The sequence below is a fragment of the Lacrimispora xylanolytica genome, assembly GCF_026723765.1.
GTDB lineage: Bacteria > Bacillota > Clostridia > Lachnospirales > Lachnospiraceae > Lacrimispora > Lacrimispora xylanolytica.
The window spans coordinates 4,443,831-4,465,689 of record NZ_CP113524.1 but is presented as its reverse complement, the minus strand read 5'-3'; the positions used below and the strand labels follow the sequence as shown (position 1 = coordinate 4,465,689).

Here is a 21,859-nt window from a genome sequence, read left to right as displayed (position 1 = left end):
ATGTATTTTTTATTGCAATTTGCCAAAACAATCAGTTACAATAGAAGCAATAAGAATAAAAGGTAACAAATTATTCATATAAAAGATAGAGGAGGTTTACACTGCTTCAAAATAATTAAAAAAAATTGTCCGTTTTCAGACAGAATATTAAGCCTTTGGCAGTAGACCGGGACAATCCGGTCCGGATTATAATGTACAGGGAGGATTAAACAAATGGAATTCAAACATTTACCGGGTCTTACACCGGATGGAACCATCTATCATAACGTTAACATGGGAACCTTGGAAGCCCTGATCCCGTCAGGCTCTTATCAGTTTGTAAAAGCTCCATCTCTTCTCGAACTTCCGGGAGGAGATCTTTTGTGTGCCTGGTCTGCCGGTTCGAAAGAAGGCGGCGCAGACGAAAGCATCGTTTGTGCAAAACTGAAAAAAGGAGACGACCGCTGGCATCGGCCGGTAAAGGTATCCAGAGATTCCAAGCGCTGTGAGCAGAGTCCATCCTTATTCCTTGGCCCGGATAATGCGGTATGGGTGGTTTACACGTCCCAGGCCGCGGGGGTGTCGGGGAAAAATGATACCAACCACACCGCTATGATTCGTTTTCAGAAAAGCTTTAATGGAGGCAGGACATGGGAAGATCCCAAGGGTCTTTTTCCGGATACGGGAAGCTTATGCAGCCAGCCTATCATCATGCTAAAGAACAAAAGGCTGATCTTCTCCAACTGGATCTCAAGAGATTCCATGACAGGGTTATCCGGAGATCCTACGGTCTTTCGGATTTCAGAGGATGAGGGATCTACCTGGAAAACCGTATTTATGCCTGAGAGCCAGGGAAGGATTCAGGCGAACATAGTTGAACTGGAAGAAGGACATCTTATCGCATTTATGAGAAGCCGGTCAGCAGATGCAATCTACCGCAGCGAGTCCTTTGACTGGGGAAGCACCTGGTCTGCACCCGTTAAGACTGTACTTCCTAATAACAATTCCGGTATCAGCGCACTCCGGTTAAAAAGCGGACGAATCGCCATTGTCTATAACCATATTGCTGTAGACAGTGCCGAGGAAAAGACAGAGAACGGTTGTCCCATTGCAGTGGCGCTGTCAGAGGATGGCGGCATTACCTGGCCGTTAATCCGGTATGTGGAGCTGGGAGAAGGTTATGCAGGAGCAGAAAATCAGATCAACAACAGGCAGTACGAGACTCCGTATCTCATGCAGGGACAAAATGGGGACCTGCATCTGGTATTTTCCTATAAAGGCAGGGCATGTATCAAATACATGCGATTTACAGAAGCCGATATCATAGGTGAGAAAAGGGCCCCGGAAGGTGAATAAGAAATTGGCGTCGGATGTATATCCGGCGTCTTTTTTTGTATACTAGAAACTTGAGTTCCACTACATAAAAGTCTTTCAGACTCTATGTTATAAAAAAAGTATAAAAAATATAAAAAAATGATAACGTTCGATATCAAATAAAAAAAAGATTTACATTGTTATCATTTTCATTTATAATAAATCATGGGAAAGGTGTGAGACTCGTGATAGGTAAACGTATTAAGACTCTTCGTGAGGAGAGGCATTACAGTCAGGAAAAGCTGGCAGCGGAGCTGGGTGTCAGCCGAATGACGATTAATAATTATGAAAATGAGAAGCGGGTACCTGACATTGATTTTGCCAGACAGATGGCAGATTATTTTGGCGTGACCGTAGAATTTCTTATGGGGGGAACAGAATACCGTTACAAAAGGGATGAGGTAATCTCTCTGAAACGTTCGGAAACTCTGTTCCGCATTATGGAAAAGCTTCCTCAGCCTGAGATCCAGGAGATGGTCTCTGCACTTATTGAGACTTTGGAAAAGTCTGTGGAGCTTGAGATGGCTGATGATATCGTTCGTGTCATGAATCATTGCTGTTTACAGGTAAGAAGGACCTTATACGGCTTTGAGAATTTAAATGAAGATATCGTAACATCTGTAAAGGAATTAAAAAAACATTCTGTGCCGGAGGATGTGATCCGGGGAGCCGTGCATTATAAGCCAAGAGTGGTTTACGATGCCGCATTTCATGCAACAAAGCGAATCGATGAGGAGCTTAATCGTTGTGCGGAAATTATGGAACGAAACCTTGAAAAGGTTGTTGGGGAGGAGCTTAAGAAACCCGTGAATGATGCGCTTGATTAAAAGGAGGATGATGGAGTGGAAAATTGGTATGAAGCCAGTGTGTCCAAAACACTACAACATTTTAATGCAAACGAAAACACAGGTCTGTCAGAAAATGAGGCAGTTAACCGCCAGAAAACATACGGTAAGAATGAATTTGATAAGCTGGAAAAAACAAGCCTGATCAAGGATATTCTTCATCATTTAAAGGATATTTCTACGATTATCCTGTTGCTAGCCGCGCTGCTGTCCTTAGGCATGGCGCTTAAGGATGGCCATGGCTTTATTGAGCCGGTGGTAATCGTATCCATTGTTATACTGAACCTGGTTCTTGCCATCACCCAGGAGAGAAGTGCCGAAAAGGCGCTGGAGGCATTGACCAGCTTAAACTCGCCGGATTGTATCGTATTAAGGGATGGCGTACAAAAAGAAATGGATACCACTGAGCTGGTTCCGGGAGATATTATTCTCCTCCAGCTTGGAAGCATTGTTCCTGCTGATGCCCGGCTCATTACTTCAACGAATTTACAGGTAGATGAATCAGCACTGACCGGTGAAAGTGAGCCTTCCGAAAAGAATGCAGACCTACTTCTTCAGGGCACAGTTCCCTTGGGAGATCAGCTTAACATGGTATTTTCCGGCTGTCACGTGACCTCCGGTCATGGTGTGGCTGTTGTCACTGGAACTGGTATGCACAGTGAGATGGGTAAAATCGCGGGATACTTAAATAACTCCCAGAAGATTAAAACACCGCTCCAGAGACGTCTTGAAAAAGTAGCAAAGTCCATCAGTATGATTGCCATAATTGCGGCTGTGCTGCTTCTCGTGATTGGTCTGTTACAGGGAGAATCCTTCTGGTCCATGGTCACTCTTGCGGCAACGTTAGCAGTAGCGGCAGTACCAGAGACATTAAATCTAATCGTAACATTATCTCTTTCTCAGGGTGTTAAAAACATGGTGAATAAAAACGCCCTGATTCGTAAGCTTTCCGCAGTAGAAACTCTTGGAAACACATCCGTAATCTGTTCCGATAAGACCGGAACCTTAACACAGAATCTTATGACCATTGAAAAACTCTGGTTACCAGGGGAGGAACCCTTTGGAGCGGAGGAAGAGTTTGGTCAGAAGGAAAAAGAGCTATTAACAAGATTCGCCCTGGCAAGCAATGCAACGGTTCAGATGGAAAACGACGGAACCATGACCATCATGGGCAATCCAACCGAAAAAGCCATTATGAGGCTGCTTCACGAAAAAGGCTTATCAAAGCAAAGTATTTCTGAGCAGTTCCGTCTGGTGGGAGAGATTCCATTCTCATCAGAACGTAAGATGATGACCATTGTTTTAGAGGATACTTCCGGTGGATATATCATTTTGACCAAGGGTGCTTTGGACCGCCTGCCTCTTCATAAATTTGATGAGAGAATGGAAGAAGCAGTTTCTCATGTTCATGAGCTGTTTGCGAAAGAAGCCCTACGAGTACTTGCCCTTGGAATCAGACATGTGGATGAGATGCCGGATATGGATAGACCAGAGGAAATCGAACGGGAGCTTACCCTTTGCGGACTCATTGGATTAATTGACCCGGCAAGACCGGAAGCGGCTCAGGCTGTGGAACGGGCTAAGATGGCAGGAATCAGGACCATTATGATTACTGGAGACCATGCAGTGACTGCCAGTGCCATTGCAAAGAACATCGGAATTCTTGGAGAAAATGAAAAGGTATTAACCGGACAGCAATTAAAGGATATGTCTGATGAAGAGCTTTGCCGTGATATCCATCATTACTCCGTGTATGCCAGAGTATCTCCTGAGGATAAGATCCGTATTGTAGAGGCATGGCAGGAGAATGGAGAAGTGGTTTCCATGACCGGGGATGGTGTCAACGATACTCCGGCATTAAAAGCCGCTGACGTTGGCGTTTCCATGGGACGTACTGGAACAGAAGTAGCAAAGAGCGCTTCTGATATGGTATTAACCGATGATAATTTTGCAACGATTATCGATGCGGTATCCGAAGGACGAAATGTATATTCTAATATCCGAAAGACGATTTACTTCCTTTTGGTCTGCAATATTTCTGAGATTGTTATTATGCTGGTAGCTCAGCTAAGGGGCTGGGGAATCCCGGTCACCCCTATTATGCTTCTTTTGGTCAACGTACTGGGAGATGGTATCCCTGGACTTTACTTAGCTAGGGAACGTTCTGACCCACGTCTTATGGACCGTGAACCTATACGCAGAGATGAAGGCTTCTTAAGCGGTGGTCTTTTAACGGTTATCATACAGCAGACCATAGCCTGTTCCGCAGTGGTACTGATTGGATATTATATCGGAACCTTCCGGGTGCTTCCGGGAAACCTGGGACCATCTCAGGCAGTAGGTCAGACGGTTGCTTTCTTAATCTTAGGCTGGACCTCAATTCTTCATTTGTTTACGGTCCGCAGCAGAAAATCCATCTTTAAGAGAACTCTTAGGGATAATCCTCCGGTGGTCTACAGCACCATGGCTATGATTGCCGTATTCAGCTTCCTGGCGGCGGTACCTTCCGTTGGAAAAATCTTTGATTTAACAGCAATTGGCGGATATCACTGGCTGATTGCAGCAGGACTTTCCCTGATTCCTACCATCGTCGCTGAGATTGGAAAATTCATTGACAACCAGACTAACATTCGTGAGATTCGTGAATACAGACATCGTGTGATCCGTCATAAGATCAGAAGGGATGATAGTTTTTAAATAAAAAGTATCCAGACACCAGTAACGGGGTCCGGCTCATTTTTAAGAGCCGGGCCCTTGTTTCATTTTTATTATGATACATAAGGATTCATGGAAAGGAATAAGATAAAACAAGGAAAAATAGTAGATGGAATGACAGATGTTAAATTATCTTTGGGCGTTTATGATCCTTGTTGGGATCTTATGGGGAGCATTTCAGGGGAATTTAAGCGCGGTAACAGACGGTGCTTTAAATTCCGCAAAAGAAGCAGTCATGTTAAGCATAACCATGCTGGGAATCATGTCCTTTTGGACCGGAATTATGGAAATTGGGCAAAAGTCCGGCCTTATTGAGAAAATGTCAAAAAAAATGGGACCAATCCTACGATTTCTGTTTCCAAGAATCCCGGAGGACCACAAATCTCTTGCTTACATAGCTACCAATATCATCGCCAATATCTTAGGTCTTGGCTGGGCGGCCACTCCGGCTGGGTTAAAGGCAATGGAAGCTTTAAATGAGTTAGAGGATGACAGAAGGAAAGAGGAGAGCCAGGGAAAAAGAAAAGGGAAGAGAAAGCCTGTGGCAGAGGGAACTGCGAACAATGAGATGTGCAATTTTCTGATTCTTAACATTTCCTCCCTCCAGCTGATACCCGTTACCATGATTGCCTACCGGAGCCAGTATGGAAGTATTAATCCCACGGCCATTGTAGGTCCTGCACTTGCGGCCACCTTATTCTCTACTCTGGTTGGTATTGCAGCATGTAAGATTCTGGACAGATGATACGGTTAAATGATTACCACCCTCCTTTGCGGCGAGTTGGCAGGGGTAGTTCTAAAAAGTACAATCAAGGCAAAATAAACAGGTAAATAAGTTAAAATAGCGACAGATCGTATAAACGTGTGCCCCAAAAGGAGAGGAAGCTATGAAAAGGAAGGTTAAAGAAGTAGTCAGCCTGGCACTGGCAGCAGGTCTGGTGGTAGGATTGATTGCAGGCTGCAGCACAGGCAAAGAAAGTGGAAGCGCAGAAGGAAAGAAACAAGTGACCCTGACCTTTGGAAGCCATCAAAGTGGACTTCCCACCTCTGGAATTGTTCAGGAGCTTGCAAAAGACTTTGAGAGCGAAACAGGGATTAAGATTGATTTTCAGATTTCTCCTGATGCTCAGTGGAGGGATTTAATCAAAGTGAAACTGGATTCCGGAGAGGCTCCTGATATTATTTGTGTAGATACTCCCATTGGTCTGGCCTCCAGCCTTCATATGGACCAGTACTGCCCAGAGCTGACAGACCAGCCATGGGTGAGCCGAATCGAAAAAACAACACTTGCAGCCGTTAGCGTAAAGGATAAGGTTTATGGAATTACATTTCCAGGGGCTAAAATGTATTTCTATCTGTATAACAAGGATATTTTTAAGAAACTGGGATTGTCCGTTCCCACTACATATAAAGAATTTTTAAGTGTCTGCCAAACACTTAAGGAAGCAGGATACACCCCCATTTATGAAGCGACCACCAATGGCTGGCATCAGGTGCTTCCTCTATTTGAAACCGGTGGCTTGTGGCTCAATCAGGACCCTGATATGTATGAGAAGTTAAATGAAAACAAGATAGATCTCGATGGAATTCCCTCCCTTTTAAACATTATTAAGCAGCTTGATGAATGCGCAAAAGCTGGTTACTTTGGGGCTGATTACTTAAGCAATGCATGGGAGAATGCAAAGGAAGCCATGGCAACAGAACGTTGTGTCATGACCGTTGCAGAGCTGGGATTTCGCGGACAGATAGAAAAGGAATATCCGGATTTTAAAGCAACGGAAAAATTAGGAGCGTTTGTTATGCCATGGGGAGACAATCAGGAAATAGGTGTGAACCCTGCAAGCAATGCTTACTTCATTAATAAAGACAGCAAATACATCGAAGAGGCAAAGCAGTTCTTTGATTTTCTGGCAAGACCTGAGAACCTGCAAAAGCGGCTTGATGGGCAGCCAGAGTTAAGTGCTCTTTGCTGGCCGGAGATAACAAGTAAATATACCAAAGAGGATCAGGCCTTTCTGGATTCCTTAAAAAAGGCAAATGTTGTGCAGACTTCGGTTAATTATATTGACAGCCAGTGGATGGATGTAGGAAAGGACTTAGAGTCCATGTATACAGGTGCTATGACACCGGAAGAGGTTTTAAAGACCATTATGGAACGGCGTATAGAGCAGGCAAAGCTGCAAAAGGACCCGGGCTGGGTAAAATAGCCCTAAAGCTGTGCCTTAAGATGAGTACAGGAAGGAGGAAATGATGAACCGGAATAAATTATATCCCTGGTATTTTGCCGGAGGAGCTGCCTTACTCTTTTTCCTGCTGTGTTTTGTACCAGGTATTTTAGGAATTGCTTTTTCTTTCACCGATTGGAATAATTTCAGCAGTGAGATTCATTTTGTGGGCCTTGCCAATTATAAAGCAGTCTTTCTGAATAACTCTGAATATTTGAAATATATAAGCAATACCCTCTTATTTACGGTTGTTACAACAATCATGAAAACAGTGGCAGGTATGGCCCTGGCACTCTTACTGACCCAGGAATTTATCCGGTTTAAGAATTTTCACCGAATGGTTATTTTTTCCCCTCAGGTTATGTCTTATCTGGTTGCAGGGCTGGTATTTCGAAGCATGCTCCATCCCACAACCGGCTTTTTAAATAATTTGTTGCGAAGCCTTTCCCTTGACTGGCTGGCAAAAAACTGGCTGACGGATTTGCATCTGGTCTTTCCTACTGTCATGGCCGTAGATACCTGGAGGGGCATGGGATACATTATGGTGGTGGTAATTGCCGGGCTCTTATCGGTTTCCCCAGAATATTATGAGGCAGCCAGCATAGATGGTGCCAGCTTCTTTCAGAAATTCAAATCCATTACACTGCCATTGTTAAAGCCTGTTCTTATTAATGTTACAGTCCTTAATGTGACTTATGGATTAAGGGTATTTGACATGATTTATTCCCTTACCAATGGCGGTCCGGGTAATGCCACCGGCGTTATCAATACGGCTGTTTACAAGGAATTTTCCAAAGGCAATCTGGCCATGGGAACGACCTTATCAAGCATCCTGTTTCTTGTGGTTCTTAGTTTGCTCTATTTTATTATTAAGTCCATGGAACAAAGGGAGGTGGAGGGGTAATGGGAAAGACCAGAAAAGTCATAGGCTGTATGCTGGGCAATCTGGTGGCAGTGCTGACCAGTCTTATTGTCATCATACCTTTGGTTGTTTTGTTTTTAAATTCCTTTAAGACAGCCGGTGAGGCAAACAAGATGACTTTATCCCTTCCTAAAGAATGGATGTTTGAAAACTATGGAAAAGTCATTGAACAGGGAAAACTGCTTTCTTCCTTCTTTAATGGACTACTGTATGCAGTGTTCAGCGTAGTAATTGTAGTGATTCTGGTGTCAGCGGCTGCCTTTGTGATCTCAAGAAATCCAAAAGGTATCAACCGGTTTCTCTATTATTTCATCATCTCAGGAATAGCATTGCCTATCAATAACGTAGCACTTATGAAGGTCCTTCAGGTGCTTCATCTGGTCAATACTCAGCTGGGAATCATACTGCTTTATGCAGCCATTAACATCCCCTTAAGCCTGTTTCTGACCTATGGATTTATAGGAACCATCCCCAGAGAACTTGATGAAGCTGCCGTGATAGATGGCTGTAGGCCTGGTCAGTTATTTATCAGGGTAATAGCACCCTTAATGAAGCCTATTGTATCGACCTTATTTGTTCTTGACTTTATGGATGTTTGGAATGATTTTACCATGCCTTTGTATTACCTTAATAATTCCAGAAAATGGCCCATGACCCTGGCGGTCTATAATTTCTTTGGTGCCTTTGAGTATTCCTGGAATCTGGTGGCAGCTGATATTATACTTACCCTGGCTCCAGTGCTGGTGGTATTTATTATTGGGCAGAGATATATTGTAGGCGGCGTTTCCGCGGGTTCCGTAAAGGGATAAAAAGGCTTAAAAATAGGATGCCGCACCAAAATATTGTGCGGCATCCTATTTATAATCATTAACTGCTTATTTGGTCTTAAAGGAACAGTTTACTACATTTGCTCCTACGATAACGTCTTTGTTCTTTCCGCCGTTGGAGATACATCCGCTAAAGTTGTGCTTACCGGAGTTTGGAGCCTTGGGGAAGTTAAAGTTTACGTTATTGTTGTTTCCGGTACAGTTCTTAAGGGTAACTGCTCCGGTATTGTTGTTCTGGTCAAAGCCTCTTGCCTTGTTGCCGGTTGCAACGCAGCCTTCCAGATAATGATTGTCAGCTGTGAAATTACCGCCAACCTTAAAGCCCTGTCCATTGCCATCGTACTTTCCGTTGTAGGAAGCTTCACAATTGTATAATTTTACAGCATTTCCTGCAGAGTAGAAGTCAAATCCGTCATCGGAGTTGTTTAAAGCGATACAGTTCCTAAACACGTTTCCAGGTCCAATGCTTAATTTGGCTGCAAAACCGTCTGCATTCTCGCCGTTTGTTTTCTTGTCATAGTTATAGGTGGAGGTAACCTTAGTGATCGTATTGTTAGATGCGCCATTGCTCATCTGAAGACCGGTATCTCCGCATTTTGTAATAAAGCAGTCTTTTACCTGGTTATTGTTGCCGCTGATGTGGATGCCGTTATCTCCGGCATTCTGAATGGTCAGGCCTTCAATATACCAGTAATCTCCTGTGATCTGGAAGCCACGGGAGCTGTCTGCGTATGGCTGGCTGGAGAAATCCACCACTGGCTTCTGTCCATTGTAGTTTACAATCTTAATGGGAGCGCTGGAGCTTCCCTTGGCACTCAGCTTAAAGGTAGTGGAAGAGGAATGGGTTCCTCCCATTAAGTAAATCGTGGTGCCTGCGGAGGCTTTTGAAATGGCCTTGTCAATGGTCTTATAGGGCTTGTCCGCGGACTGACCGCTGTTGGAATCGTTGCCGCTCGTGGATACATAAAACGAAGATGCAGCGTTTGTAGTAAGCGGGCCAAAGTAAGCTAAACTTGCCACCATAAAACAGGTTGTGATGATACCGATAATGCTTTTTCTTTTTCTCATATAATTACCCCTTTCTTTATATCTAGATTCCTGGCCAGTTATTTGGTCCGGAAGATCCAGCTTAAAAATCACAAACCTGGAAAGTTAAGAATCACAAAGAAGCAGATGTTTGTGCATTATATATAAATTTATATTAGGTTATTTACAAACGGTTGTCAATAATTAAATGTAAAATCTTGCCAATTATGCAAAAATGGAATACATATGTTAAAAAAGCGTAAAAAACACGAAAAAAGCACGGAAAGATATCTGTTTTTAACAAATACCGTTCCGTGCTCTAAATGGAGCTGTTTCTTTAGGAAGAAACCTGATCCTTGTATTCTTTTAATGCCTGGGAAAGCTGATCCGGACAGGACGTAGGACGAAATCCACACTGAATTCCTTCCAGTCGCTTAATCGCCTCATCCACATCCATTCCTTCCACAAGCCTGGATACGCCCTGAGTATTTCCTGAGCAGCCGCCGACGAACTGAACCTTAACTACTTTGTGGTCTTCTACTTCAAAACTGATTTCCTTGGAACAAACGCCTCGTGTTTTATAATTCATGATTGGTACCTCCAACTCCTTATGCCTGTTACGTGTAAACAAACTAAATTATAGTCAAACCGTGAGGTGGTGTCAATAGCGCTTTTCAAACAGGAATAAAGACGCTATAATATATATAATAGAAGAAATACAATAAAAGGAGGAATCATATGTTAGGAATCATCGGAGCCATGGATGTGGAAGTGGCAGAAGTAAAAAAATCCATGGAGAACGTAACCGTAAAGACCATCGCAGGTATGGATTTTTATAAAGGAATTTTAAAAGGAAAAGAAGCCGTTGTGGTACGCTGCGGGATTGGAAAGGTGAATGCAGCCATCTGTACCCAGATTCTTGTAGATCAATACCAGGTGAGCGCAGTGATCAATACAGGAATTGCAGGATCACTGAAGAATGAAATCAACATTGCAGATGTAGTCCTTTCCACGGATGTGGTACATCATGATATGGATGCAACCGGCTTTGGTTATCCTGCCGGACAGATCCCACAGATGAAAGAATTCTCTTTTGCGGCTGACGAGGGGCTTCGAAAACTGGCTTATGATTGTTGTAAGGAAGTTAATCCTGAGATTGGAGTTTTCATTGGAAGAGTAGTTTCAGGGGATCAGTTTATTTCCGACAGGGTTAAAAAAGAGTGGATTTCAAAAACTTTTGGGGGTGCATGTACGGAAATGGAGGGGGCTGCCATAGCCCAGGCTGCATACTTAAACCATATCCCATTTTTAATTATCAGAGCGATCTCAGACAAGGCGGATGACAGCGCAGATATGGACTATAGCGAGTTTGAACCGCTGGCTGTGAAGCACTCCGTAAACCTTATTTTAGCCGTTGCACAAAGGGTTTCATATTAAGTTCAGAATCGAATCCTGGCAGGATTTGACGAACGATTCTAGGCTCTCTCATCTTCCCAAAGCCTTTCCGGGTGTTTATAATAAACCTATCACCCGGGGAGACCGGGCAAGAAAGGGGAGCTATTATTATGCTGGAATTTTTACAGACAGGCAAAGCGTTATACGTGCTCGCAGCATTTTGCGGTATTGGTGTTATCACCAGATGGCTGACACGTAACCTCTACAAAAGATTGATTAAAGAATCAGATAACCTGACACTTACGAAGAATAAGAGTCTTCGTGCCTTTAAGCAGAAGACGGAATCTACATATCAGTTAAACCAGGGTATCCCAAGAATCAAGCCTTATCTGGAGCGCCAGATGTATGAATTCAAATGTATGGGAGTCACACTCCACGGCTGGAACATATTCTCCAATCAGATGACACTGTGGTGTTTTCTGGTAGGCGGCGGTGCAGCCTTTGCTTCCTATTGGTATCGTACGGATCCGTACTATATCGTATTATATGGTTCCGTTGGAATTATGGCAGGACTCTTTACTATATTGGTAGAGCATGGCGCAGGAATTTCAGAAAAACGAATGCAGCTGTTTGCGGCACTTGATAACTATCTGGAAAATATCCTGATTTACAGGCTGGACCAGGAAAGAGATGATTTAGATGCAATGTCGGGTCCGCATTTGGAGCCTCGTGAAAATATAAGATCCATTTACTCCCAGGGAGGGAGAAATGCTGTAGAAGCAACCCAGGAGACCGAGTCAAAGCCGGATCGAAGAAGTGGACGGCAGAGACTAAAATCGGAGCGGCCGGAAAAACCAGTAAGAAACCGTCAGGTTGCCCAAATGGAGCAGTATGCCGATGAAATTGGTCCTCAAATGGAAAAGGTGGACAAGAAGTCCTCGGAGGCAGTGGGTTCCAGACGGGATGTAGATTATTTGAAACGAAGTCTGGAGCAGATTGCGGCAAGCCGGGAAAAGGAGAGAACCAGCCGGGCAGGAGAGGACTGGCTTAAGGATTTAAATCCCGAAGAATTAAAGTTAATTGGAGAGATTCTTCAGGAATATCTGACGTGAACATTTGGCAGCCCCAGGAAAATCATGTCGCAAATGGATGAACTTTATGATATAATTTCCCTAAACAGGCAGTCAGCAACCTGAACATAAGGAAAAAGGAGATATGGGCAATGGGAAATATAGTTTTTGATTATTCCAAAGCATCCGGCTTTGTTTCAGCAGAAGAGATGGAAAACATGAAATCTGCAGTTATGTGTGCCAGAGACACTTTAACGAGCAAATCCGGAGCAGGCAATGATTTTCTAGGCTGGATCGATCTTCCGGCAGATTATGATAAGGAAGAGTTTCATAGAATAAAGAAAGCTGCAGAAAAGATCAAAAGTGACTCTGACGTACTGTTGGTCGTTGGAATTGGCGGCTCCTATCTTGGGGCTAGAGCAGCCATTGAATTTTTATCCCATAGTTTTTATAATGTTTTACCAAAAGGTTCACGTAAAACTCCGGAGATCTATTTTGTTGGAAACAGCATCAGCAGCAAATACATCCATGATTTAAAGGATGTGCTGGAAGGAAAAGATTTCTCCGTAAATATTATATCCAAGTCCGGCACCACGACGGAGCCTGCCATCGCTTTCCGTGTGTTTAAGGATATGTTGATTGAAAAGTATGGCCGTGTGGAGGCAAATAAAAGGATTTATGCCACCACAGATAAGAAGAAAGGAGCCCTTAAGAATCTGGCAGACCAGGAAGGTTATGAGACTTTTGTGGTGCCCGATGATGTAGGAGGCCGCTTCTCTGTACTCACTGCCGTAGGACTTCTTCCCATTGCGGTATCTGGCGCTGACATAGACCGGCTGATGGAAGGAGCAAACGATGCGAGAATCGCTGCCAAAGAAACTCCCTATGAGTCAAACGGCGCGCTTCAGTATGCAGCTGTACGCAATATCCTTCTTAGAAAGGGCAAGACCGTTGAGATCGTTGCCAATTATGAACCAAGCCTTCATTATGTATCCGAGTGGTGGAAGCAGCTCTTTGGAGAGAGTGAAGGAAAAGACCAGAGAGGTATTTTTCCGGCTGCCGTGGATTTGACCACAGACCTCCACTCTATGGGACAGTTTATTCAGGATGGGGCAAGAGTTATGTTTGAAACCGTACTGAATGTCCAGGAATCTCCTGCAGAGATTCTTTTAAAGGAAGAAGAAGTGGATACAGATGGCATGAACTATCTGGCTGGAAAAAGCGTTGACTTTGTCAACAAGAGTGCCATGAACGGTACCATTTTGGCCCATACCGACGGCCATGTGCCGAATCTGGTCATTGATATTCCAAAACAGGATGCATACAGCTTAGGCCAGCTCTTTTATTTCTTTGAGTATGCCTGCGGGGTCAGCGGATATCTTCTTGGTGTAAATCCGTTTAACCAGCCAGGTGTGGAGAGCTACAAAAAGAACATGTTCGCACTGTTAGGGAAACCTGGTTTTGAGAAGGAAAGAGAAGAACTGTTAAAGCGATTATAAGGTATATGAATCTAATACCGGTGTTTCGGCCTGAGCCTTTTGAGGTTCGGTTCGGGGCACCGGATTTTTCATGTTATCTTATTTTCTTAAGCAATCGTTTAACAAAACTTAATTAGGAAATAAGTGTAAGTTATGATATTATGGAGGAGTATCAAAAAAACATATATTTATGGAGGAAGATATGAAAAAGACATTAACCATGTTACTTGCTTTTGCAATGGCATTCTCTGTGACTGCCTGTGGAGGAGCAAAGAGCGCAAAGACCATTTATGATGAGGCAACCAAGAAGACCTCAGAACTGACATCTATGGATGTTACTTCCACAGTCAATACAGAGATGACTCAGGGAGAGCAAAAAACAGACATGAAGATGAATCTGGATATGAAGATTGCTGATATCAATACGGAATCCATGAGATATTCCGCTTCCGGTACCACATCTGTCATGGGCCAGGATCTTGATATTTCCATGTATTACGAAAACGGATATTACTATATGACCTCCATGGGTCAGAAGATCAAATATGCCATGGATTTAGATAAGATGATGGAACAGGTAAAGCAGAGCACAGAAGGTGCAAGCCTGGATTCTTCTTATATGAAGGATATCACTGCGAAGAAGGACGGAGACAATCAGGTTATTACCTTTACCGTTGATGCGCAGAAGATGGATACCTATGTAAAGGATTTAATGAGCCAGATGGGAACTGATTTAGATGGCGTTACTTATAGCATCAAGGAAGTAAAGGGTGAGGCTACCGTTAACAAAGACGGTTATTTTTCAAAGTCAAAGATCAACATGTCTTTGGAAATGACAGCTCAGGGAGAAACCATTTCCATGGTTATGGATACCGACGCTGTTTATAACAACCCAGGCCAGGCTGTAGAGGTTACAGCACCGGATTTGGAAGGCTATACAGAAGTCGATCCAAGTGCTCTGGGTGGTCAGTAATCAATAAAAAAAGGCTGTCGCACATGCTGCGACAGCCTTTTATTCTTCAATGACCTGGATTTCCAAAAAGTCAAATTCTATATGCTCTATAAAATTATCCTGGGTGAATCTGGCTTTGGAGTGTTTTTTGAACTCCTGAATAGTGGCATCAAGCCACATGGGTTTTCCAAGATCAAACTGGTAGCAGATCTCTTCCAGAGCGTTAAATACCATAGTTGTCCGAGAAAGGTTGTAATCAGGATTGCAAATAACAGTATCCTTAAGGACCCTTGTATCTTTGATTAATTTTGCCCATATGCGAAACATAACAAATTATCCCTTCTAAATGCAGAGGCTAAAACCCTTTGTTTTCGTGATGAAACGATTATAACATTGTCTGAGGAAAGAGTGCAAGGAGGAAAATGACGGACATTGTAAAACAGTGAAATATATGATAGAATCTTGATAGGAAAAACCCAAGGAGGGAGACTTAAGATGGCACAACCCATTACGGATCAGGTTGGTTTTCTTGGAGAGGCCTGCAGAGCCGTCCAGGAGCTGTCTGCAAGCAGGAATCTGCTGGAAGAGTTCCATCAGGAGAAGAGACATCTGGAAAAGGAGCTGGAAGCAGAACGAAAGGCAGTGGCAGATGATATCAGCCTTACGATCAAAGAGAGAATTGAAGAGATCGAGGGCACATATGACAAAGAGATTGCCAGGGAGCAGGATGCTCTAAGGAAGGTAAGGAGCAAACGGGAAAAGGCCAAGAATCAGGGAATCAAGGAACGGATATTAGAGGAGACAGAGGAGCTTAAAGACAACAATAAAGAGCTGAGACAGCAGATGAAAGATGTGTTCCGGCAGGAGAGAGTTCCCGGCTTTTGTAACAGCCGGCTTTATTATGCCCTTTATATGCCTGGCGGTTTTCGGGAATGGCTCTTACTCATTACCACGTTTCTGATATTTTTTCTGGCCATTCCATCAGGAATTTATTTTCTGCTACCAGAAAAAAAGCTATATTATTTAATTGGAATCTATTTTTTGACTATAGTTATCGTTGGGGGCATTTACATCCTTATTTATAACAGGACGAAGATGAGACACCTTACTGCCTTAAGAAAAGGCAGGACTATCAGGGACCTTATTAAGACCAACGACCGGAAGATGAAGGTCATCATCCATTCCATTAAAAGGGACAGGGATGAGGCAGTTTATAATCTGGAAAAGTATGATGATGAGATCGCAAGGATTGAGCAGGAACTATCAAGTATCATGGAGAAGAAAAGGGAAGCCCTTAACACCTTTGATAAGGTTACAAAGACTATTATATCTGACGAAATCGCAGATGGAAGAAAAGACATCATATCAAAGCTTACGAGGGAATTTGAAGAGGCTCTGGCGAATGGGAAAGAGGCTGAGATCCGGGTAAAGGAGCAAACACTCTTCATCAATGACAATTATACTTCTTATATCGGTAAGGAGTTCATGATACCGGAACGCCTTGATGAACTGGCTGATATGATTCGAATGGGTAAGGCTGCCACCATAAGTGAAGCCAAGGCCCTTTATAAGAGCCTTAAGGAATAAAATGAAGGTGCAGGAAAACGCGCGGATGCGGTTGTTTCCTGCACTATTTTTTTGCGATTTTTCCATGACGGTGGAGTGAATAATTCCATAAATCACGGCTTATAATAGAACAGAGAAAATAAGGACAGCAAGGCAGGATATTATGAAATTATGGGAAAGAATTGCGATCCGGAGCAACCGGGACGTTTTTTATTATGACACAAAGCATTCCTTTGAAGCAGAGGACTTTGCTTCCAGACTATACGATATGATCAGTATGGAAATGGAAAATAAGAAGGCAACAGGAGTCCTTTTTTTGTGCATCGGCACCGACCGTTCCACGGGAGACAGCCTTGGGCCCTTAATCGGTTACAAGCTAAAAGAAAAAAGACTGGAGTTTTTAGAGGTCATTGGGACTTTAGAGCGTCCGGTACATGCCATGAATCTTGAGACCTACCAGACCATTCTTCGCTTAAGATATCCAAACTATGTGATTGTTGCAGTGGATGCCTCCGTTGGCAATATGGAGCACATCGGCTATGTGACTCTTGGCAGAGGAGCACTAAAGCCCGGTCTTGGAGTGAGCAAAGAGCTTAGATCGGTGGGAGACATTTTCATTACCGGAATTGTTGGAAGCTGCAGCAATTATGACCCTTTAATGCTCCAAAGTATCAGACTTTCCATCGTTATGAGAATGGCTGACTGCATCAGCCATAGTATTTATCTTGTCGAAAAGTTATGGGAGAACACGTCCATGCTTTGACATGATTTTCGCCTATTGTATGCTATGATGCACTGGATTATAAAGAATAGCGGGGTGAGCCAATGGGTGAATTATACAATCCGTACCCGAAGCTGCCGAAGAACATCAGGCAGATCGGGGAGCGGGATCAGATCGTAAAGCTATATGTCGAGGATTATGTCAATACGTATTTAAAACGTCTGTATCCTGTCGGAGGACAAGGGCTGCGGGTAGGCTTACTGCTTGGCAGTATGGAGCTTAATGATGGAACGCCTTATATCTTCATAGATGGTGCTTTGGAGATGGAGGATGTGACAGAAGCAGGAAAGGTAGCATTTACCGAGATTTCCTGGAAAAAAGCCTATCAGAACATGGAGCAGCTTTTCCCAAAGAGATCCATTCAGGGCTGGTTTTTATGCGGCAGTCCCGGAGACGATTTAACTCCTTTAAATTTCTGGAAACAACATATTCAGTATTTTGAAGGCACCAACAAGTTGATGTATTTAAGCAATGGAATCGAAGGAGATGAGACAGTTTACATAACTTCAGAAGACGGATTTTACAAGCTCCAGGGCTATAGTATATATTATGAGAGAAATCAGATGATGCAGGATTATATGGTTCTGCGAAAGGATGTAAAACGTATCGAAACCGATACAAATGATAAGGTAATTGAAGAATTCCGCAAGCGAATGGACGAACATAAGGATGAAGCAACGGACAGGCATCAGACCGCCGGGCTTCTCCGGGGCATGTGCACTGCCATGTCAGTCGTCATAGTAGCTGGCGGAATTGTTATGTTTAACAACTATGAACGGATGCAGAACATGGAAAGCGTCATTGTATCTGCCATTCCGGCTAAGGCCGAACAAATATTAGGAGGTGTCCAGAAAAAAGGGGGAAAAGTAGAACCAGGTGTCATTGTAGAAACGGTGGAAGCCGGCGTTTCTCCTACAACGGCAGTGAATAAGGAGACCATGTCAAACACTCCGCCAGGGACACAGGCAGGAGAAAGTCAGACACCCACAGAAGCCGCGGTAAGCCCGGAGGCGGTGGAAGGTCAGGCAAAGCCGGAGGAGACAAAGGAAAGCCAGGCCAGTGCAGAGACGAAAAAGGCACCGGAAGAGACAAGTGCAGCTTCCGCGGAAACGACCAAGGCTCCTGCCGGTGAAAGCAACGCACAAAAAGAGACCAGTGCGCCTCCGGCTCAGACCAAGGAAGCGTCAGCAGCAGGAGCCAAGGTCCATGTGGTGCAGGAAGGAGAGACGCTTTACGGAATCAGCCTGGCAGAATACCATACGGTAAATAAGCTAAAGGAAATCTGTGAGCTCAATGGATTGGAGGATGAAAATAAGATTGTAGCAGGTCAGAAATTACTGCTTCCGTAGAAAAAAAGAATGCTTTTCTCATAAAAATGATGTATACTACAACTATATATGGGCATTTTTAGGAGAAAACTGCATGAGCGAATGGAACTCAATGAACAGAGAGATTAAAAAAAACCAGCTTCGTCGTCAAATCGTTCAAACGTCCGTAAGTAATGACGAATCCAGTGAAGAGATAATAAAAAAAGCCCGTACTAAGGTAAGGAAGAAGAGGCTTAGGATTTTTCTTGTGGTGTTTGGATTGCTGGCAGCAGGCGGAATCGGTGCGTTCCAGTATTTCAGCTTATACCATTATACGAATTACGGTATTGTATGGTCAAAAGAGCTGAACGAGGGAAGCTATGAGGGATATTTGGACTTTGGCTCCAATGTGCTGAAATATAGCAGAGATGGCGCGTCCTATCTGGATGCCCAGGGAAAGGAAGTCTGGATTCAAAGCTATGAGATGAAATCTCCCAGGGCAGTGGTAAGCGGAGATTATGCGGCCATTGCCGATTTGCAGGGCAATTCCATCTATATCTTTGATAAGGCAGGAAAAACCGGGGTCGCCACCACGGTCCTTCCCATTGTAAAAGCAACCGTATCCTCCCATGGAGTGGTGGCTGCCATTTTGGAGGATTCCGCCGCCAATTACATATATTTTTTCAAGCAGGACGGATCAGCCCTTGATGTGAAGATCAAGGCCCTTTTAGGAGGGGATTCCGGTTACCCGGTAGATATCAGCTTATCTCCCGATGGAACCCAGCTTATGGGGGCCTATGCCTATTTAAAGAACGGTACCTTAAATGGAAGGGTAGCGTTTCATAACTTTGCGGAGATTGGAAAAAGCGTACCGGACAGGCTGGTGGGAGGCTTTGATGAGCCTTATGACGCAGCCTTAGTCGCCCAGGTGCATTTCCTTGATGATACCTATTCCTGCGCATTTGCAGACAACAGCGTGTCGTTTTACTCCACCAGGAATGCTCTTTCTCCGGAACTGGTCAAACAGATTCCAATCAAAGAGGAGATTAAGAGTGTATTCTATTCCAAAAAATACGTAGGCCTCATTGTGGACAACCCTGAGGGGGAGAATCCCTACCGCCTGGAAGTTTACAGGCCTGATGGAAAGCAGGTTTTTTCCAGAGTGTTCCAGTATCAGTATACCAATGCTGATATTGACGGGGAACATGTATTTCTGTATAATGAGGATTCGTGCAGAGTCTATAATATGTCCGGCAGGCTAAAATTTTCCGGCACATTTGATTTTCCGGTAACTAAGATCCGAAACGGAAGGTTTCCCAATACCTTAATCGTTACGGGTCCCAAAAATATGAAAGAAATAAGATTACAAATAGGAGGACAATACCAATGAGCAACGTCGAAACCATGTCAATCAATGCAATCCGCATCCTATCTGCAGATGCGATCCAGAAAGCCAATTCCGGACACCCCGGACTCCCTTTAGGTTGTGCATCCGCGGCTTATGAATTATGGGCAAACCATTTAAACCATAACCCGGCTGATCCTGACTGGAAAAACAGGGACCGTTTTGTGTTATCAGGAGGCCATGGTTCCATGCTATTGTATTCCCTGCTTCACTTGTTTGGATACGGAAATCTCTCCAAAGAGGATTTAATGAATTTCCGCCAGCTTGGTTCCAAAACACCGGGACATCCGGAGTATGGTCATACGGTTGGCGTAGAAGCAACCACAGGACCTCTCGGTGCAGGTATGGGTATGGCAGTTGGTATGGCAATTGCGGAAAGCCATCTGGCATCTGTATTCAATAAGGACAATTACCCGGTGGTAGACCATTACACCTATGTTCTTGGCGGAGATGGCTGTATGATGGAAGGAATCTCTTCTGAAGCATTTTCCCTGGCAGGCACCTTAGGTCTTTCCAAGTTAATCGTTCTATACGATTCCAACCAGATTTCCATCGAAGGAAGCACTGACATCGCATTTACCGAGGATGTACAAAAACGCATGGAGGCGTTCCATTTCCAGACTATTACCGTAGAAGACGGCAATGATTTAGGAGCTATCGCCCGCGCCATTGAAGAGGCGAAGGCAGATACCGAGCGTCCATCCTTTATCACCATCAAGACCCAGATCGGCTTTGGCTGCCCGGCAAAGCAGGGAAAAGCAAGTGCCCATGGAGAGCCTCTTGGTGCGGATAACATCACTGCTTTAAAGGAGAATTTAGGCTGGCCATCCACAGAGCCATTCTTTGTACCGGAAGAGGTATACAGCCACTATAAGAAGCTGGCTGAGGAAAAGGCTGAAACAGAAGCTGCATGGAACGTGATGTTTGCAGCCTACTGTGAGGAATATCCGGAGATGGAAACATTATGGAATGCCTACCATGATCCAGATGGCACAGAAAAAGCCATTGAAGCCTGCGCTGATTTCTGGAAAAAGCCAGAGAAAGCAGATGCTACCAGAAATATTTCCGGTCAGATCTTAAACCGTGTAAAGAATTATATTCCAAACCTTATTGGTGGTTCTGCAGACCTTGCACCATCCAATAAGACCAATATGTCTGAGGTAGGAGACTACTCCAAAGAGGACAGAAGCGGACGCAACATGCACTTTGGTGTAAGAGAGCTTGGAATGACTGCAATCGGAAACGGTATGCTTCTTCACGGCGGACTTCGTACTTACATTGCTACCTTCTTTGTATTCAGTGATTATACAAAGCCAATGGCACGTTTGGCTTCCCTTATGGGAATTCCTCAGACCTTTGTGTTCACGCATGACAGCATCGGCGTAGGAGAAGACGGACCGACTCATGAGCCAATCGAGCAGCTTGCCATGTTACGGGCAATGCCGAATTTCCATGTGTTCCGTCCTTGTGATGAAACAGAGACAGAAGCAGCCTGGTATTCTGCACTGACCTCCAAAAAGACTCCTACCGGCCTTGTTCTTACAAGACAGAACTTAACTCCAATGCCTGGCAGCAGCAAAGAGGCATTAAAGGGCGGCTATGTGATTGATGACTGCGAAGGAACTCCTGATATCATTCTCATTGCCAGCGGTTCTGAAGTAGAGCTATCTGTTAAGGCAAAAGAGCTTCTCTCTGACCGTAAGGTAAGAGTCGTATCCATGCCTTGTATGGATCTCTTTGAAGAGCAGACCGAGGAATATAAGGAATCCGTTCTTCCAAAGGCAGTAAGAAAGCGCGTGGCAGTAGAAGCCTTAAGTGATTTTGGCTGGGGTAAATATGTTGGTCTTGACGGGGCATACGTGACCATGACAGGTTTTGGCGCCAGCGGTCCTGCAGGACAGTTGTTTGATCATTTTGGATTTACAGCTGAGCGGGTTGCAGAAGTGGCAAAATCCTTATAATATATCCGGCATCTTGATACAAAAGGAAAAG

General features: G+C 44.1%; 19 protein-coding genes. 16 read left to right on the top strand and 3 right to left on the bottom strand.

Annotated features, from left to right (window positions below; genetic code table 11):
* Positions 1–213: 213 nt before the first annotated feature.
* From OW255_RS20555 to OW255_RS20525, 7 genes are all read left to right on the top strand, one after another.
* The gene (locus OW255_RS20555) at positions 214–1,335 is read left to right on the top strand and encodes a sialidase family protein (RefSeq protein WP_024837937.1); all 1,122 of its coding nucleotides are present in this window, start codon (positions 214–216) and stop codon (positions 1,333–1,335) included.
* 203 nt (positions 1,336–1,538) lie between these two features.
* Positions 1,539–2,180 (top strand): helix-turn-helix transcriptional regulator, encoded by a 642-nt coding sequence (locus OW255_RS20550; protein WP_024837938.1) that lies wholly within the window; start codon positions 1,539–1,541, stop codon positions 2,178–2,180.
* 15 nt (positions 2,181–2,195) lie between these two features.
* Complete coding sequence (locus OW255_RS20545; RefSeq protein ID WP_268115186.1) at positions 2,196–4,895, top strand: cation-translocating P-type ATPase; 2,700 nt, start codon at positions 2,196–2,198, stop codon at positions 4,893–4,895.
* 139 nt (positions 4,896–5,034) lie between these two features.
* Positions 5,035–5,658, top strand: coding sequence for a nucleoside recognition domain-containing protein (locus OW255_RS20540; protein WP_268115185.1), 624 nt, complete (start codon positions 5,035–5,037; stop codon positions 5,656–5,658).
* A 142-nt stretch (positions 5,659–5,800) separates the two neighbouring features.
* On the top strand, positions 5,801–7,120 hold the full coding sequence (locus OW255_RS20535; protein WP_268115184.1) for an ABC transporter substrate-binding protein: 1,320 nt from the start codon (positions 5,801–5,803) through the stop codon (positions 7,118–7,120).
* 40 nt (positions 7,121–7,160) lie between these two features.
* Complete coding sequence (locus OW255_RS20530) at positions 7,161–8,042, top strand: carbohydrate ABC transporter permease (protein ID WP_331485712.1); 882 nt, start codon at positions 7,161–7,163, stop codon at positions 8,040–8,042.
* On the top strand, positions 8,042–8,869 hold the full coding sequence (locus OW255_RS20525) for a carbohydrate ABC transporter permease (protein WP_268115183.1): 828 nt from the start codon (positions 8,042–8,044) through the stop codon (positions 8,867–8,869). Before OW255_RS20530 ends, OW255_RS20525 begins: the two co-directional genes overlap by 1 nt.
* A gap of 66 nt (positions 8,870–8,935) precedes the next feature.
* Here OW255_RS20525 and OW255_RS20520 read toward each other — a convergent pair whose 3' ends face one another.
* Positions 8,936–9,955 (bottom strand): right-handed parallel beta-helix repeat-containing protein, encoded by a 1,020-nt coding sequence (locus OW255_RS20520; RefSeq protein WP_024837944.1) that lies wholly within the window; start codon positions 9,953–9,955, stop codon positions 8,936–8,938.
* A 295-nt stretch (positions 9,956–10,250) separates the two neighbouring features.
* On the bottom strand, positions 10,251–10,502 hold the full coding sequence (locus OW255_RS20515) for a TIGR03905 family TSCPD domain-containing protein (RefSeq protein WP_024837945.1): 252 nt from the start codon (positions 10,500–10,502) through the stop codon (positions 10,251–10,253).
* A gap of 149 nt (positions 10,503–10,651) precedes the next feature.
* On the opposite strand from OW255_RS20515, the gene OW255_RS20510 reads away from it, so the two are divergent.
* From OW255_RS20510 to OW255_RS20495, 4 genes are all read left to right on the top strand, one after another.
* Positions 10,652–11,350, top strand: coding sequence for a 5'-methylthioadenosine/adenosylhomocysteine nucleosidase (locus tag OW255_RS20510; protein ID WP_024837946.1), 699 nt, complete (start codon positions 10,652–10,654; stop codon positions 11,348–11,350).
* Between the two features lie 128 nt (positions 11,351–11,478).
* Positions 11,479–12,420 carry a hypothetical protein gene (locus OW255_RS20505; protein WP_024837947.1) on the top strand — a complete coding sequence of 314 codons (942 nt, stop codon included), beginning with the start codon at positions 11,479–11,481 and terminating at the stop codon, positions 12,418–12,420.
* Positions 12,421–12,530: 110 nt separating this feature from the next.
* Positions 12,531–13,877 (top strand): glucose-6-phosphate isomerase, encoded by a 1,347-nt coding sequence (locus tag OW255_RS20500; protein ID WP_268115182.1) that lies wholly within the window; start codon positions 12,531–12,533, stop codon positions 13,875–13,877.
* Positions 13,878–14,058: 181 nt separating this feature from the next.
* Positions 14,059–14,829: a DUF6612 family protein gene (locus OW255_RS20495; protein WP_051464710.1), complete on the top strand. Its 771-nt coding sequence runs from the start codon at positions 14,059–14,061 to the stop codon at positions 14,827–14,829.
* A 39-nt stretch (positions 14,830–14,868) separates the two neighbouring features.
* On the opposite strand, the gene OW255_RS20490 is transcribed toward OW255_RS20495, so the two are convergent.
* The gene (locus OW255_RS20490) at positions 14,869–15,135 is read right to left on the bottom strand and encodes a hypothetical protein (protein WP_024837950.1); all 267 of its coding nucleotides are present in this window, start codon (positions 15,133–15,135) and stop codon (positions 14,869–14,871) included.
* A gap of 168 nt (positions 15,136–15,303) precedes the next feature.
* On the opposite strand from OW255_RS20490, the gene OW255_RS20485 reads away from it, so the two are divergent.
* The 5 genes from OW255_RS20485 to tkt all read left to right on the top strand — a co-directional run bounded on the left by OW255_RS20485 (position 15,304) and on the right by tkt (position 21,828).
* A complete protein-coding gene (locus tag OW255_RS20485) occupies positions 15,304–16,395 on the top strand; it encodes a hypothetical protein (RefSeq protein WP_024837951.1) in 1,092 nt (363 codons plus the stop codon).
* Positions 16,396–16,537: 142 nt separating this feature from the next.
* Entirely contained in the window at positions 16,538–17,137 is a 600-nt protein-coding gene (gene yyaC, locus OW255_RS20480) for a spore protease YyaC (RefSeq protein ID WP_024837952.1), read from the top strand.
* A gap of 62 nt (positions 17,138–17,199) precedes the next feature.
* The gene (locus tag OW255_RS20475; RefSeq protein WP_268115181.1) at positions 17,200–18,504 is read left to right on the top strand and encodes a LysM peptidoglycan-binding domain-containing protein; all 1,305 of its coding nucleotides are present in this window, start codon (positions 17,200–17,202) and stop codon (positions 18,502–18,504) included.
* A 73-nt stretch (positions 18,505–18,577) separates the two neighbouring features.
* Positions 18,578–19,852, top strand: a complete 1,275-nt coding sequence (locus tag OW255_RS20470; protein WP_268115180.1) for a DUF5711 family protein — start codon at positions 18,578–18,580, stop codon at positions 19,850–19,852.
* Entirely contained in the window at positions 19,849–21,828 is a 1,980-nt protein-coding gene (tkt, locus tag OW255_RS20465) for a transketolase (RefSeq protein ID WP_024837955.1), read from the top strand. Before OW255_RS20470 ends, tkt begins: the two co-directional genes overlap by 4 nt.
* The last annotated feature ends 31 nt before the right edge of the window (positions 21,829–21,859 follow it).

What these genes read in the sequence shown, in the direction of transcription:
- tkt (WP_024837955.1), top strand. Translation starts at nt 19,849, where the DNA reads ATGAGCAACGTCGAAACCATGTCAATCAATGCAATCCGCATCCTATCT.
- OW255_RS20510 (WP_024837946.1), top strand. Translation starts at nt 10,652, where the DNA reads ATGTTAGGAATCATCGGAGCCATGGATGTGGAAGTGGCAGAAGTAAAA.
- OW255_RS20515 (WP_024837945.1), bottom strand. Translation starts at nt 10,502, where the DNA reads ATGAATTATAAAACACGAGGCGTTTGTTCCAAGGAAATCAGTTTTGAA.
- OW255_RS20470 (WP_268115180.1), top strand. Translation starts at nt 18,578, where the DNA reads ATGAGCGAATGGAACTCAATGAACAGAGAGATTAAAAAAAACCAGCTT.
- OW255_RS20500 (WP_268115182.1), top strand. Translation starts at nt 12,531, where the DNA reads ATGGGAAATATAGTTTTTGATTATTCCAAAGCATCCGGCTTTGTTTCA.
- OW255_RS20485 (WP_024837951.1), top strand. Translation starts at nt 15,304, where the DNA reads ATGGCACAACCCATTACGGATCAGGTTGGTTTTCTTGGAGAGGCCTGC.
- OW255_RS20530 (WP_331485712.1), top strand. Translation starts at nt 7,161, where the DNA reads ATGATGAACCGGAATAAATTATATCCCTGGTATTTTGCCGGAGGAGCT.
- OW255_RS20540 (WP_268115185.1), top strand. Translation starts at nt 5,035, where the DNA reads ATGTTAAATTATCTTTGGGCGTTTATGATCCTTGTTGGGATCTTATGG.
- OW255_RS20520 (WP_024837944.1), bottom strand. Translation starts at nt 9,955, where the DNA reads ATGAGAAAAAGAAAAAGCATTATCGGTATCATCACAACCTGTTTTATG.
- yyaC (WP_024837952.1), top strand. Translation starts at nt 16,538, where the DNA reads ATGAAATTATGGGAAAGAATTGCGATCCGGAGCAACCGGGACGTTTTT.
- OW255_RS20490 (WP_024837950.1), bottom strand. Translation starts at nt 15,135, where the DNA reads ATGTTTCGCATATGGGCAAAATTAATCAAAGATACAAGGGTCCTTAAG.
- OW255_RS20495 (WP_051464710.1), top strand. Translation starts at nt 14,059, where the DNA reads ATGAAAAAGACATTAACCATGTTACTTGCTTTTGCAATGGCATTCTCT.
- OW255_RS20475 (WP_268115181.1), top strand. Translation starts at nt 17,200, where the DNA reads ATGGGTGAATTATACAATCCGTACCCGAAGCTGCCGAAGAACATCAGG.
- OW255_RS20505 (WP_024837947.1), top strand. Translation starts at nt 11,479, where the DNA reads ATGCTGGAATTTTTACAGACAGGCAAAGCGTTATACGTGCTCGCAGCA.
- OW255_RS20555 (WP_024837937.1), top strand. Translation starts at nt 214, where the DNA reads ATGGAATTCAAACATTTACCGGGTCTTACACCGGATGGAACCATCTAT.
- OW255_RS20535 (WP_268115184.1), top strand. Translation starts at nt 5,801, where the DNA reads ATGAAAAGGAAGGTTAAAGAAGTAGTCAGCCTGGCACTGGCAGCAGGT.
- OW255_RS20525 (WP_268115183.1), top strand. Translation starts at nt 8,042, where the DNA reads ATGGGAAAGACCAGAAAAGTCATAGGCTGTATGCTGGGCAATCTGGTG.